Origin of the sequence: Streptomyces sp. RKAG337 (assembly GCF_023701715.1) — a bacterium.
GTDB lineage: Bacteria > Actinomycetota > Actinomycetes > Streptomycetales > Streptomycetaceae > Actinacidiphila.
The window spans coordinates 766,077-781,232 of sequence record NZ_JAJOZA010000001.1 but is presented as its reverse complement, the minus strand read 5'-3'; the positions used below and the strand labels follow the sequence as shown (position 1 = coordinate 781,232).

The 15,156-nt window shown below is 69.9% G+C and carries 5 protein-coding genes; all 5 read left to right on the top strand.

The features are described from left to right. Positions 1–51 precede the first annotated feature (51 nt). Genes LNW73_RS03240 through LNW73_RS36240 form a run of 5 tightly spaced genes read left to right on the top strand, consistent with a single transcriptional unit; the run spans position 52 to position 15,067 of the window. Positions 52–1,497: a lipase/acyltransferase domain-containing protein gene (locus LNW73_RS03240; RefSeq protein WP_250988799.1), complete on the top strand. Its 1,446-nt coding sequence runs from the start codon at positions 52–54 to the stop codon at positions 1,495–1,497. Next, positions 1,494–5,621 (top strand): AAA family ATPase, encoded by a 4,128-nt coding sequence (locus LNW73_RS36250; protein WP_250988798.1) that lies wholly within the window; start codon positions 1,494–1,496, stop codon positions 5,619–5,621. Before LNW73_RS03240 ends, LNW73_RS36250 begins: the two co-directional genes overlap by 4 nt. A gap of 37 nt (positions 5,622–5,658) precedes the next feature. Continuing rightward, on the top strand, positions 5,659–9,375 hold the full coding sequence (locus LNW73_RS36245; RefSeq protein ID WP_250988797.1) for an AAA domain-containing protein: 3,717 nt from the start codon (positions 5,659–5,661) through the stop codon (positions 9,373–9,375). Beyond that, positions 9,372–12,620 (top strand): hypothetical protein, encoded by a 3,249-nt coding sequence (locus LNW73_RS03225; RefSeq protein WP_250988796.1) that lies wholly within the window; start codon positions 9,372–9,374, stop codon positions 12,618–12,620. Before LNW73_RS36245 ends, LNW73_RS03225 begins: the two co-directional genes overlap by 4 nt. Then, positions 12,617–15,067: an ATP-binding protein gene (locus LNW73_RS36240; protein WP_250988795.1), complete on the top strand. Its 2,451-nt coding sequence runs from the start codon at positions 12,617–12,619 to the stop codon at positions 15,065–15,067. The genes LNW73_RS03225 and LNW73_RS36240 overlap by 4 nt, the downstream gene beginning before the upstream one ends. Positions 15,068–15,156 lie beyond the last annotated feature (89 nt).

The window sequence follows — 15,156 nt, the reverse complement described above, 5'->3', positions numbered from 1 at the left end:
AAGATGTCCAACAACTCCCTTGCGGAGGTGCGCCTTGCATATAGTCGGCGCATGAAGTCGCTCGGCGGCATCGGTTCATCGCGCGCACGCTCCGATGCCACGCACGATGCCGTTCTTGTCATCCCGGGAATCATGGGAACCAGGCTGGTGGAGGCCGCCACCGGCAAAGTGCTCTGGGGAATGGGCAAAGCCGCCGAGTACGCCGGCCGGTGGGATCTCGAGGGCGGGATGGACGCACTCGCCCTCAGCCCGGCGGAACGCGAGGGCGAGTTCGGGCGGGTAGTGCCCCGGGGCATCATCAGAACGCCTTCCTGGGCACCGCTTCTGGGCGGTGTGGAGCCCTACGACCGGCTGTTGAAGAGACTGCGGAACGTGGTCGTCCACCCTGATGCGATCGCAGAGTTCGGGTACGACTGGCGTCTGCCGACGGAATACAACGCCCAACGATTGGCCCAGGCCGTGGAATGCCACCTCGCCGCCTGGCGCGAGCATCCGCAGTCCAGGGCGGCGCGGGCGTTCGTGCCAGATGGAAGGCCCGCGGGAGTGGTTCTCATCGCCCATTCCATGGGCGGGCTGGTGGCCGCCGCGGCTTCGCTCATACCCGGGGCGATGGCGGACGTGCGTGCCGTCCTCACTCTTGGTTCCCCGTTTCACGGTGCGGTCAAGGCGGTTCAGGTCCTCAGCGAGGGGCGAGGACTGCCCGGTCTGCCGAAGGAGAACCTCCGGCGGCTCGCCCGGACCCTGCCGGGAATTCACGACCTGTTGCCGAGTTACCGCTGCCTGGTCGTGGACGACGACGTGGTCGCCCTTGACGCGGCTGCCGTGGAGTCGGTCGGCGGGGACCGCGAGTTGGCGCAGCGTTCGTTCGATCTGCACGCCCGGTTGCGGACAGCAGTGCTTCCAGGCCACCGGATCATCCAGGGAACCACCCAGCAGACCCTGCAGTCCCTGCGGATCAGTGCGGGGGTGGCCGAGTTCCTTTCCGTGGGCTTCAGCCGGCACAGCGACGACACTCTGGTCCGCCACCCGGGGACCGGGGTGCCGGTCATGAAGGATCACAAGGGGGACGGCACGGTCTTCCGCTACGCCACCTCCCACGGGAAGGTGCCGACGATCGCGGTGGCACAGCAGCACACGGCGCTGCCGAGAACGGGCTCGGTCATCGACATCGCCTGCGGAATGCTCACCGGCGCGGCTCACGACGGGTCCCATCTGGCCGGGGACGAGCTCGGGTTGGAGGTCCCCGACCAGGTCGATGTCGGCGTCCCCTTCGACATTCTGGCCCAGACCCGGCGGCACAGGAATGTCACCTTCACGGTCGAGGACCCTTATGCCATCAGCCCGTCGCGCGCGAGGATGATGGGGTCCTCCATGGCACGGGTTCGAGGCCAGGAGGACCAGTGGAGCGCCCGGATAACGCTCACGTCACCGGGCCTCTACCGGGTCGGGGCCAGCAGCGGCAGCGACCCCGTCACCCGACTGGTCATGGCGGTGTGACCGGCCCGAGCCAGGGCTTCGACATCGTCGGGCTGCCGATGGACACCTACGCCGACTGCGCAGACCTCGAAGCGACCGCCGAAATCGAGGCCATCGCGGAATTACTGAAACCCTGGGGAGGGGAGCCGGTCCCCTGGCAGACGCCGCGGCGGACGCAATCGGCGGTCAGCGCACGGCTGGGCTCATGGTCCCGGGAGGAGAACCCGCGCAACTCTGTGCTGCTGTGGGTGGGACACGGCAACGGCAACGACCAGGAGGCGAACCTGGTGGTGGCGGGGGACGAGTCCAGCGACCACGACGACGAGTACACTCCGGCAGCCATGGCGAGGCACCTGATCGACCGTTACCGCCAGGACGACCCCTACTGGGTCGTGGTCATGGTGGAGGCCTGTGGGGCCGCCCTGTTCGTCGACCACCTCCAGGCGGAGCTGTTGCGCCGGGGCGCTGCGGACCGCATCCTGCTCATCGGCTCCGGGGCGAAGCACGGCAAGGGATATCTCGCGGCGTTCCGTGCGGTCCTGGCCAGGGTATTCCGCGACGTGAACGGCAATGACTCGTACATCAGCCTGCGGGATCTGGGCCAGCGCATCGAAGACCTGCTGGTTCCGGGAAGTGTCCTCTCGAAGAGGATCGGAGGCGGGCGGTTGGTGCGCGCGTCGCCGCCGGTCCCGCCGGTGACCATGACCTTGGACGACCTGTCCCGACCGGCAGCCGCTGTCGAAACCGCTCTCACCGGTCCGCCGGCGGGGGTGTCATCCTCCGGGCTGAGCGCACCCGGCGGGGAATTCTCTCCCTTCTTCGTCGGCCGGGCGGGGAGCCGCGGAGTGGTGATCCGGTGGCTGGAGGAGAGCGAACAGGGTCTGTTGGTGGTCACCGGGCCGCCCGGCTGCGGGAAGTCGGCGTTCCTCGCCGACCTCCTCCGCCGCGCTTCCGTGAGGGCGCCTCGTGCCGACGTGGCCCTGAACCTCACCGGAGCCTCGATGTCCCAGGTCGTCGACAGTCTGGCCGGGCAGTTCGGCGTCGACGCCCCGGCCTGGTCGGTAAGCGACGACCCCCGCGTCGAAGACCTCCTGGACCGCATCGACCGTGCTCCGGAACGCAAGGCGACCGTGGTCGCCGACGCACTGGACGCGGCCGTGGACCCAGGGCGCATGGCGCATCTGCTGCGGGCACTGGGGGCTCGACCGGGCATCCGAGTCGTCGTCGGTACCCGGCCCTCCACCACGGACGGACTCGATCGCCCGCCCTCACCGGCCGAGGACCTGCTGGACGCCCTGGGCCGAGGGAAGGACGAGGTGACGGTGCATCGCCTGGCACGGGATCCGCAGGACCTGGCCGAGTTCGTGCGCCACCGCCTCCTGTTCGAGCGGGCAAGGTTCTCCACGGCCGAGGTGGAGCTCGATGAGGCGGTGCCCCGGACGGTCGCCTTGATCGGCGCGACCCCGGCGTCCGGGAGCGAACGGGACTTCCTGCACACCGTCCTGGTCGTCCACGAGATCATCGCCCAACCGGAGCTGCTGGCGGACGAGAACCGACAGGACCTCGCCGAACTGGTCGGCCGGGACCACCGCTCACTGTTCGGCGGAGTGGTCGACCGGCTGGAAGGCGTGCTTCCCGGAAGCCGCGCGGCGCTGCGAGCCCTCGCCTTCACCCAGGGACGCGGGCTTCCGCGAGCGGAGCGGATCTGGGCGACGGCGGCCTCCGCCCTGGGCGGGTCACGGGTGGATGCCCGGCTCCTTGCGGAGGTGGCCGTCGCCGCGGCCCCGTACATCATGCTGGACGCCGAGGACGGCCAGGCCGTGTACCGGATGGCGCACGGCGCCTTTCGGGAGATCCTTCTCGGTGACAGCGCTCCGCACGCGATCGAGGCCGCGCACGCCGAAGTCACGGCGGCACTCGTGGAACTGACGATCGGGGCGGCAGGGGACGAAGTCGCGTCCTGGCGGCCGCATCCCTACCTCATTCGTCATCTCGCCGACCACGCCGCCGCCGGCGGCGCCCAGGGCTGGCAGACGCTCGCCGCGAGCCCTGACGTCCTCGACCTCCTCGATCCGGCGGCCGTCGCGGGAGCGGTCCTGCGGTTCGGGGTGCGGTTGGGTGCACTTCCGCTCCCGGTGGCGGGAACCCTGGCCACGGCCCACCTTGCGCTGCCCGGCGAAAACGCCGACCGGCGCGGCCTACGGGAACTCGGCATGGGCGGAACCCTCGCCGGCGGCCCGCCTTCCGAGACTCCCGACGCCTGTGCGGCCCTCGAGCCCCGCAGAGTTCCCGTTCGTCCGACGGACACCTGGTCCGTGCGGTGGGCGGCAGTTCCCTCGCACGTCCCCCACGTCATCCTCACGCGTCTGAGCCACCCGATGCGCTCGCTCATTCCGCTGTTCGGGGCCGCCGGACGTCGGCTGGTCGTCGCCGCGGGTGACGCGGGCCTCGTCTGTGCGTGGGACCTCGCCACCGGACGGGAGGCGCTTCCCCCGCTCAGGATGGGGGGGAACTCCGCGGGCCAGTCGGCGCTGGCCGCCCTCGGGTCGGCGGAGCGGGAAAGCATCCTCGCCGCCGCGGGGGAGGACAGCGTCCTGCACCAGTGGGACCTGGGGATCGGCGAGCGGCCCGTGGGTCCGGTCCAGCTCGCCACCGACACCGTCAGCGCCATGGTCCCGGTCGGCGGGGTGCTGGCGATCGGTGACCGGCAGGGCCGGATCGAGTGGGTCGACCCGGGCACCGGCGAGGCGATCGGTCGCACAGGCGTGGGGCACGGGGGACCGGTCCAGGGCATGGCGGTTTACCGCACGGGCCGGGGCGTGGGCGTGGCCGGTGAACGGCTGGTCTCCGTGGACGCCGGGGGGTCGGTGATGGTCTGGCGGCCGGGGCGGCGGAATTCGGTGCGGGCTTGGCGTGCCGACCAGGTCGCGCTCAACGCAGTCGCGGCCCTGGTCGGTCCGGGCGGCGAGCCGCTGGTGGCCACCGCGGGCGAGGACGGGAGCGTGCGGCTGTGGAACCCCGACTCCGGCACCCCTGTCGGCGAGCCGCTCACCGGCCACGATGGTGCGGTGAACGCGGTCGCCGCCGTCACGCGACCGGGCGCGGCCACCCTCCTCGCCAGCGGCGGGAAGGACGGCACGCTGAGGATCTGGGACCCCTTCGGCGAGCGGCCGGAACTACATCGACTCACCGGCCACCGGGGCCCGGTGAACGCGGTGACCGGTGTCGTAGGACCGGATGACGCAGTGCTGCTCGCCACGGCGGGCCAGGACGGCAGCGTCAGGCTCTGGGACGCGAGGGGACCGTATGTCCCGCGTGCCGGCGACTTCGGACCGGGGGAGGTCAGGGCAATGGCCCGGGTGACGGAGCCGGGCGGGCAAGCGGTCCTGGGGATCGGCGCCGGGGACGGGGTCGAGTGGCGAGACGCGTACGACGGACGTCTCCGGTCCGGGTTCCGGAGCGTCCCGGGCGGCGGTGGAGTCTCCATGACGGCGGTCGGGGGCGGTCGTGACGAGGAGTTCCTCGCCGATGTGGGGGCTGACGGTCGCATCCGGGTGTACAGCCCCATCGGAAGCGAAGCCCCCCGTGACGTGTGCCTGCCCGCCTCGCTTCGCCGGGCGGGTTCGGGATTCCGGCTGGTGGCGGCGGTTCCGGGGCCGACCGGGACAAGCGTCCTCGCCGCTCTGACGGCGTACGGGGAGCTCTGCTCGTTCGATGCCCGTACCGGTGCACTGCTGTCACGGTCCGACACCGGACTTCCGGGCCCCTTCACCGCGTTGGCGGCCCTGCCGCGCCGGGCCCGAAGTGCCGAGTTCGCCATCGCCTGCCGGAACGGTACCGACCTTCGCGTGTTCGACCCGGTAACCGGCCACGGCCGGTTACCGGCACGAGGGGGAGGGGCCGGACAGGTCCGGGCGCTCGCCGTGATCGGGGGCGCCGGCGGCGCGCCGGGGATCCTCATCGCCGGTGGCTCGGGCGGCGGACTGGACCTGTGGGGCCTGGGGGCGCTGCGGCTGCTGCACACCATCCGGCTGGGGGTGCGGACCCAGGCCCTGGCCGACCTCGGGGGCGGCGATCTGGCGGTGGGGACCGCGGAGGGCGCCCTCGTCCTCACGCTCAACCGGGAGCTCCTTTCCGGCGGTTGAACTGACAAGCCTTCCGGCCTCTGGCCAGAATGGACCGGTGACCACGGCCAGTCTTGACGAGCACAGGAATCTCATCGACCGGCTCTTCTGCCGGGACGGTGCTCCGTTCGGCGGCTACAGCTGCGTCGGTGACCCCGTGGTCGTGGTCACCGACCGGCTGGTGCGAGCGACGCTGCAGCCCAACGGCGACGACGACACACGCTACGACCTCTTCCAACTGACCATCTTCTGCGACATCCACAAGTTCGCCGGAGAACTCTGGGAGCACGCGGCCCGCAATCTGCTCCGGGTGGGCGCCCTCAACCACCCCGCGCTCCCGCGGATCGTCCTGGGCAAGTTCGTCCCCGCCGAGCGGGTGGCCTTCACCCTCACGCGGGAGCGGGGGATGCCGATCACCATGGACGACAGCATCAGCATGTTCCAGGGCGCGCCGCTGAAGGCGCTCGACCACTTCAGCCTGCTGCTTGATGCTCTCAGCGAGTTGCACGGTGCGGGGATCATGCACCGGAACCTCACCGCCGCCGCTCTCAACGTCCAACAGTTGGACCCCGACGACCCCTACGACGTGGCCATCACCCTCTCGCGTTTCGAGATGAGCACCCTGATCGGCAACGTGATCCGGAATGTGGGTGCGAGAGAAACCGGGGACGCGGCGGACAGCGCTCGTCAGTTCTACACGACACCGCCGCCAGGGGTTACGCAGGCGCGGCATCACGCCTATCTGGCACCGGAGTTGCACGCATACCTGTTCGAGGAGCGGGCCGGCATCCGTCGCGACTGGGTGAGCACGGACGTCTTCGGTCTCGGCGTGATCGCCTGGGAGTGGTTCTGCGGACCGATCGACGCGGTGCTGCCTGGCCCGTATGCCGGCCTGGAGGCGGCACAGGGGCCGCAGCGTGCCGCGGCTCTGCACGATCTGCACGTGGCGATGGCCGGGTACCTCGGCACGTCGGGCCTGCCCGACGCTCTCGTTCATACGCTGCGGCGGATGCTCGACCCCTTTCCGCGGACGCGGTTCACCTCCTTCGAGGCGACGAAGCATCTGGAGACGCACTGGGAGACGATCCGGGCGCACTGGATCGCCGAGACGGCGACGGTGCCGCGCCTCGTGGCGTTCATGCCCGAGGAGAGCGAGATGCTCCACCAGGAGAGGCAGTGGATCCAGCACAGTCCGACCGGCAAGGCGGGCCGGGAGGAGTTGCAGGCCTTCCTGGAGAAGGAGCTCACCTCCGCCGAGCTGGTCCACGCCCCGAACGGTGCGCTGGGTTACGCGAGCGGCCCGGTGGACCGCCTGCGGGAGGCCGAGTGGGTGCTGGTGGGCGAACGGGCCGTGTGGTTCTGCGCCGTCCTGCACGACTACCAGGCGATGACCGGGAAGCGAAGGCTCTACCACGAGGTCCTGGTGATCAAGTACCTGCGGGAGAAGGACATCACCAAGGAGCTCGTCTACGCCAAGCGACGGCGCAAGGTGGAGAGCATTCAGCTGGTGCCCTTCCGGCCGGGGCAGGACCTGACCGGAGTGCTCGTCGGTCGCCCCAAGTGGACCCACCTGGAGGAGGCGGTCCGGGACCACCTGGGATCCGATGGCCCGAACGCCATGTATCTCCGCTCGCTCCAGTTCCTCCTCGACTACCAGCGGGCCGAGGTCGACTCCCGCTGCTACGCCTTCCGGCGGGTCGGGCCCAACGCGCGCGGGCAGGTGGTCCTCGAACTCGACAGCGAGGCGGACGACTACCGCAGGCACAGCGACTGGCTGCTGACCGCCTACTGCGGGGACCCCCGCCGACGGCCTCCGCTCGGCGACTTCGTCCACGCCCTCGACAGCGAGAAGGGCTTCACCCAGGTGGACCTCGTCCCCAGATCCGGCCGGCATCCGTACTTCAGCCGGAGCTCGACGGTGACGGCCGGCTTCTTGCGGTGGGTGAACGAGAGCGCGATCCGAGTGCAGGCTCCGCCCGGTGCGGAGATCCCTGAGACAGGGTGGATTCGCCCCCACGGCGATGGTGGCACCACGCCGCAGCTCAACCGCCAGGAGCGTGCGCTCACCCTGCTCAAGGCCCAGCCGATGCTGGTCGAGGCGCTGCGCGCTCCGCGGTCCTTCGACCTGGGGAGGGGACGGTGGCTCGAGCCGACCATCCCTGAGGAGCGCAAGCTCAGCCTGGAGTCCCGGAAGACCATGGCGACCATGCTGGGAACGCATCCCTTCTACGCCCTGCAGGGGCCGCCGGGCGCGGGCAAGTCAACGCTGACGGTAGCGGCCATCAAGAAGAACCTGGAGGCGGAGAAGGGCGCGCGCATCCTGGTCAGCTCCCAGTCGAACCAAACCCTCGACGGGTTGGCCCGAAAGCTCATCGACGGTCAGGGGCCCCATTCGCTGATCCTCCGGGAGACCTCGTTGGGGGACGCTCAGAAGGTGACCGACGAAGTGGTCAAGAGGCACACCCTGCCGAACCTCACGGCAGATGTCGCCAACACGGTCACAGCGGTCCTGGGCGCGAGGCTGGAACGAGGGAGTGAGGAGGAGCCGCCATACCAGGACCGGCCCTACGACGCGGGGACGCTGCGACTGGCCCGCAAGCGCGGCATCGCCCTCGACGACCTGCCACCGCTGACCGGGGAACTGCGGAAACTCGCCGGGGAGTGGCTGGGCCACGTCGGCTCCGACCTGATGGAACTCACCGAGCGCGTACGGGCGGGGGCGAGCGTGGTCCTGGCCACCTGCAACATCGCGGCGACCATCAACGAGGGCCGGTGGAACCCCAAGGACCTGTTCGACTGGGTGATCGTCGAGGAGGCGGCCAAGGCCTGGCCCACGGAGATCGTCGTTCCGCTCGTCCTCGGCGTGCGCTGGACGCTGATCGGCGACCATCGGCAGCTCGGCCCACACCGCCAGGACGCGTTCGACACCTTCCTCACCTCCCTCGACAAGCACCAGGACAGCCCGGCGAAGACGGAGTTCGAGAATCAGGAGTTCCACCGCAGGGCGCTGCGCATGTTCGAGCACTTCTTCGATGGGAAGACCGCCTCCGACTACACGGCCGCCGACTCGGCGGTAGGACGGCTCGAGAAGCAGTTCCGCATGGTCAAGACCATCGCCGAACCTGTCAGCCGCACCTTCTACCCGGCGGTCCCCCGTAAGGTCGACGCCGATGGCCTGCCGTTGAGCTTCCTCACGACCACCAAGGTGATGCCGCACGGCGTGGTCTACCCCGAGTTCCTGATGGCGCGACCCCTGGTGTGGATCGACACGGCCGACTGCGAAGGCTTCGAAGAGCAGCCGCGGTGGTTCAATACCGGCGAGGTCGATCTGGTGGAGCGGCTGGCACTGTCCCTCACCCCGGTGTCGGCGCCGCCCGAAGACCTCAAGGCCGACAACAGCCTTGTGGTCCTCACCCCCTACGCGGCCCAGGTCGCGCTGCTCGCCGAGCGGCCTGCTCTGGCGGGCCGCGAGCACACGGTCCACTCCTTCCAGGGAGCGGAGGCAGACCGGGTGATCGTGTCCCTGGTGCGGAGCGGACCGCGCTCCGCACCAGGGCCGGAGGCTCTGGTCACACAGCCGAGCACGGTCAACAGGGTCGGCCACGTCAGCCAACCCGAACTGATCAACGTGCTGCTGTCCCGTGCCAAACGGCTCCTGGTCATCGTGGGAGACCGGCAGCACTTCACCGCGCACGGTGGCGAGGACTGGCGCCAGATCGCTGACGTCATCGACAGGTACGGCGTCGTGGTGCCGGCGAGCGAGGTGATGGAATGAGCAGGAACCTGGTCCAGATAGCCCTGCCCTGCCGGAGATTGACCCTCAAGGTGGTGGTCTGTCCGGAGGACGGCAGGAGCGTCCTGGAGGACCTGGTGATGAAGGCCGTCGCAGCTGAGGTCACCACGGTCGAGGGCCTCGCCGAGTTGTTCGTCCTTCCGTACCGGGTGGCCCTGGACGTGGTCGCCTCTCTCTGGGGGAGAGGCTTGCTCTCGGTCGACCTGGTGAGCGGTCGGTTCGATCTCGGCGACTCGGTGATGGAAACCATGAATGCCGCTTCGGGCTCTCCCCTCAAGGAGGCAAGCGCCGTCACCGAGACACGCGACTACCTGTACGAGCCCGTCTCCGGGAGCTTCTTCCCGGACAAGGACGGCACTCACTCGCCGCCCTACGGCACGCTGCGCGCCCCGGTCAACGAGAGCATCAGGGCGCACGACCTGCCCCCCGGGGAACTGCTCGCCGCGGTGCAGGTGGCGACGGCCCGGGACCGGAACGCGGGCTACCGGCGCCGCATCCTCAGTGTCGGGTTCGGGAATCCCCTCCTGCGCCCCGCGGACGACATCCGCTGGCTCACCGTCAGCGCGCGCATCCAGATCGACGAGGACACCGACCGTCTGAACGTGCTTCTCGACGAGACCGAGATCCGCACCTGGAGCGTGCTGGCGGGCGAGCGCATCCATGAGTACTTTGCGGCACTCGGCGACGAACGGCCGGACTTCCCCCTGGTCCAGGAACTGCGTGGCGCGGCGGAGCGGGTGCTGGTGGCGCAGGACGGAATGTCCAAACTCTTCCGCAGACTTGACGACGCGATCGGCCGGCTCGCCGGTACCGACTCGCTCCAGAGCGACGGTGGCGAGGAGGATCTGCCGAGGGAGATGGAGTTCACCGCACGCCAGATCCAGGACAGGACGGAGGCACTGCGGCAGGCCCGGGCCCGGCTCACCCCCGTCCAGGACGCCCAGGGACACCTGTGGGCCCTCCGCGATCTACTCGCCCAAGCCCGCTCTCAAGTGGTCATCGTCACCCCCACCATCCACTATGCGGCGCTGAATCCGCTGCTCGGGGAGTTGCGTTCGGCACTGGACCGGGGAATCCGGCTGGTCATCAGCTGGGGGCGGACACCCAGCGACTCACTCCCTCCCGAGGTGCGCACCGCCTTCAGCGAGCTGGCGTTCCGCTACAAGTCCCAGGTCCTTCTGTCCCAGCGGAGCGCCCGGACCAGCGGCTGCGTCGTGGTCCAGGACAACCTCCGCGCACTGGTCTCCTCCCACAGCCTGCTGGAGGTCTCGGTCAGGTCGGAGGACCGGAGCCTCGGCATCCTGGTCGAGCCGTCCGAACATGGCACAGCGGTACCCCAGTGCATCGCCGCGCTGTTGCGGCGGCTCCAGCGGTCCTGGTACCCCGGGCAGGAGGCGATGCAGATCCATTCGAGGAGCCAGGACTTCAACGCTCTCGCCGAGGACCCGCCGGCACCCGTGTCGGGGTTCGTGCCGGTGCCGGCCCCACCCCAACCGGCCGACGACAGCCCGGAGATGCGGCGGATCTGGCTGGAGAGCTGGCGCGAACACCACGAGGCGCTGCTCGCGGTGGTTCGGGCGGTCGTCCAGGAGGATCCGAGTGTGACGCTGGTGGAGGACGGGGCACATGACGACTTCCTGTGGCAGGCGCTGCACGGGGCCTCCACGCGGCTCGTCCTGGCCGACGACCGGATCAGCCCCCAGGCGGCCACCGAGCGGGTCGCCACCGCGCTGCGGGAACGGGCTGCCGAAGGCGCCGACGTCCACGTGGTCCATCCCCCCATCCACGACACCGACGCCGTGAAGTCCTTCGCCACCCTCGCGGGTTCGAACCGATCGAACCTCGTTGTCCGGCGTACCGCCGCCGCGGCTCGGGTCGTCATCGCCGATGACACGGTCCAGATCGGAAGCTTCGCGCCTCTCGGCCATGCCAGGGTGCACGTTGAGGGGCGGCCGGAAAGCAGCGGGGAGCTGGGAATCCGGGTGCAGAGTGGAGCGTTCGCCGCCGATATCGCGTCCATCCTCGGCATGGCGCGGTCCCGCTCCCCTCGGTCAGAAGGTATCGGATCCGGCCTGGAACGGACTGGGACCGGAACAGGCGCCGTCGCCGCGGCCTGTGGGGCGCTGGTGAGGGTCAGACAGGCACCGAGGAACCGGTACGGCGAGGTCCTCACCGAGGTGATGTCCGGGCTGGCCGAGCCGTGGACCCTCCTGGAGGTCTGGCAGGACCAGGGGATTCCCGCGAGCGACCTGCGGCGCGGCGCCGCGACCCTTCTCCGGCTGCGGGACCGTATCCCCGACACGCAAAGGGACCGCTGGGCCGGCTGGCTGGTCGGCGACGCCTGGGGGCGCCACCACTTTGTGGAGGCGTCCCTGATCGGTCGTCTCCTGCCCGAAGTGGGCAGCGGGCTGACGTCGCCCCTTTGTACCGCCGCCGTTCCTGTCGAGCTGGGTCCGCTGGGCGCCCAGCTGGGGGAGGCGGTGGTCGCCCTGGAGAGCGACATTGCCAACGCGGTGGGCGCGGTTGGCGGTCTGGCAGAAGCCCTGTTCTGGGGCGGACAGGACGGGGAGGCGGTGGTGGCCGCGGTCGGCGACGCTCTTCCCCGGGTTTGGCGGGAGTTCGCCGAGAACGCCGTGGCCCACGCGCGGGGGACCGCACGGGCCCTGCCTCTGGACCTCTTCAGAGCCCAGCTGAGCAGTGCGCCGTCAGCCGCGGAGGTGGAGGCACAGTGGGGAGACATCGCCGAGCTCTTGGACCAGATCCGGCGCAGGCGGCAGCGGTTCACCTTCACCTCGGGATTTGTCATCCACGACGGCCTGTTCAGTTCCGACGGTTTGCTCACGCACGTGGAGAGGGCCGCACGGGGGGATGTTCTGACCCGGACCGAACTCGCCCCGTGGCTCCACCTCGACCTGCAGGAGCACATGGACCGACTGGTCTCGGACGCAGGTGGGCAGCCGGTTGAATGGCGCAAGCAGCGCCCCTACTTCCGGCGCATCGAGAATCTCGTTCTGGACGCGAAAAGGCTTACGTACCATGGAGAAGCCCGCGGCGGTGGCGTTCCTGAGATCGAGCGCGGCTGGCGGGACTTCGCCGCGGACGTCGCGCTCCATTGGAACGCGCTCTCCAGCGAGGCGGATGCCTTCCCCGACCCGTACCGCCACCCCTTGTCCGCGGTCCTGCACCGACTGAGCCCGGCCGCCCAGTGGTCGAAGGAGCATCGGTGAGCGACGCGATGGACGAGATCCTCCGCGTATGGCCGGAGCGCTTCCGGTTCCGCCGACTGGTCACCGCCCTGCACGACGAGGAGAGTCCGCAGGAGGTCGACGCCATCGACGCCGTGCTGGGCGGACTGGCGAACGACGATGACGAACAGACCGTCTTCCTGAGCCTGTTGGAGGCGGGCGACTTCGGCATGGCCGTCCATCTGCTGGAGGAATGCCCCGCGTCGCGCAGACTCCGGAACTTGCGGCGCAAGCTTCTCAAGGCGCGCTGGTCAGAGGCGCTCCAGGACGTCCAGCGCAAGGCGAGCGAACTGTCGCAGCAGGCGAACGACGCGGGTCTACCGATTCCGACAGGCCTCGAGAAGTCCCCGCTGCTGGAGCTGAGCCGACATTCCCTGCCCGAGGCGCTCGGACGGCTACGCGAGGTGGAGCAGAACCTGGACCGTGCGGTGGCCGAGGGCGGGGAGGAACTGAAGGCCAGAGTCCCGACGGAGCGGCACGGAACGCCCTGGGGCGATCGGTTCGACGCCTTGGTCCAAGCCGGATTTCTCCGTGCCGCCGCCAGGATGATCGAACAGGGGGCGGAGGACGAGGGCCCGGAGGCGGTTCCACCGTTGCCCTACTGGGCCTGGGGAGACACCAGCCCTTCCGAGGTCCTGGACTGGCACCTCGACCCCGGTAAGCGTTGCCCGAATGCCTTCAGAGCCTGGTTGGACATCGACGAGGCTTCGAAGGCTCTGATCCGTGCCTTCTCCGGTCTCCCCACCAGGGGGCACGACATCGCCGTGGAGTTCGTGCAGGCCCTGGACGAATTCCTGCACGCCGAGTCGCTGTGGAGCGGGCGGCTCGACCCGGTCGGTGACGAATTCCTGACGCTCCTCCCCTCGGTCTTCGCTTCCCGGGAACTCCAGCGGTTTCGCCCCCAAGGCTCGGTCGACCTGTTCGTCGGAGGCCCCGGCACCCGGCACCCCGAGGAACTCGCAGGACTTCGTCCGTTCGCCGCAGTGGGTCCCGACATGGCGCGGCGGTCCGGTCGTGGCCAGGGTGCCGTGCTCGATCTGCGGTCGCTGCTGCAACTCGTCAACCTTCGAACCGGACGGGCCGCCGCGCTGCTACGCATCCTCGGACCGCAGTGGCCACTATCGACCTTCGTGGGCGAGACTCCCGAGCAACTGGACGAGTACCTCGGGGTGGGCGACGCGACACGCTGGACGATGCTGCGCTGGATCGTCGACCTCACCGGTCTCGGTGGTGCGACCGTTGCCGACGGGTTGGCCTACGAGACGGGTTCCGACCCGGAACTGCTCCAGCTCTTCCTCAGGGCTCTCGCCGAGCGGCAGGAGCGCCCGCAGGCCGGCTCCCGGCCATGGCTCACGAGCTGGCGACACGACCGTGAGTTCGTCGCGTCGATCGAGCGTGCGGTGCTGCGCCCGTTGGAAGCGGTGCCGGTCGCCCGCATCGCCTTCTGGGCCGCGCTCGCGGCAGCGGCGGCCTCCGGGGAGTCCTCCAGGCAGGAGACGGAGGAACCCGGGAACGAGGTGACCGCGTCCGGCGTGCTGTCCACCGTCCACCAGGCCTCGGCCGAGGCCGAGCCGGACGACCAGGAGCAGACGCATGGGGAGATCCCGCAGGAGGAGGAGCTGAGGGGTGGTCTGGCGCAGCTCGCACGACTGCGACTGGCCGTCGATGCCTCCACGGAGCGCGTGCGGTTTCGCTCGTGCGGGGTCCTGCTGGTGCTCGGCTCGTTCGCGGAGGAGCGACTCGTCGAGACTCTCGCCGAGTGGCGGACCCGTCCCGAGGAGGGCGGGTCCAGCGCCGAGCGCACCCGCCGGTCCTGGGAGTGGCAGCTGCGGCGACACGCGCTCAGTCCCGACTACGAGGACGTCCTCGCCCTGCTGGAGAAGAACGGGGAGATCGATCCGGTCGATCCACGGTGGATCCGGCTCACAGCGCAGACGAACGACCTCTCGGCGAGCGCTTCGCAGATCGACGGACAGACCGACCGGACTCCGCTGCTCCACTCCTTGGGAGCGAAATGGGAGAGTGCCTATCCGGGCTGGACGGTGGCCATCCGCACACCGCCGACCGCGGTGGCCCGGGTCAGCGCCCGCGCCGCCCAGGTCCTGCTGTACGAACTGCTCGCAAACTCGGCGGACGCGCTGGCCGGGTCCGGTACCGGCGCCGTGTCCGTCTCGGTCGAGCCGCAGGGGGAGGACGACTGGCTTGTCGACGTGTTGGACAGCGGCCCCGGTATCGGCTTCCCCGAAGGGCGTGAGCATCTGGTCTTCCGTGACCTGAAGTCGACCCGCGGGGAGGGCCGCGGGCGGGGACTGTACCGCGCTCGGCAGGTTGCTCTGGAAGCTGAGGGCGATCTCACCCTGCACGCCCGTGCCAACAGTCACCCGGTTCTGCGGGGCGCACACTTCCGCCTGGTCCTGCCGATGGCCTGACGCCTGGCGGCCGCTCGCTCCACCGCGCCCCGGCCGACAACCGGGCCGCGCTCGCCATCGCCGACCTCGACTCCACCGACCCGGACATC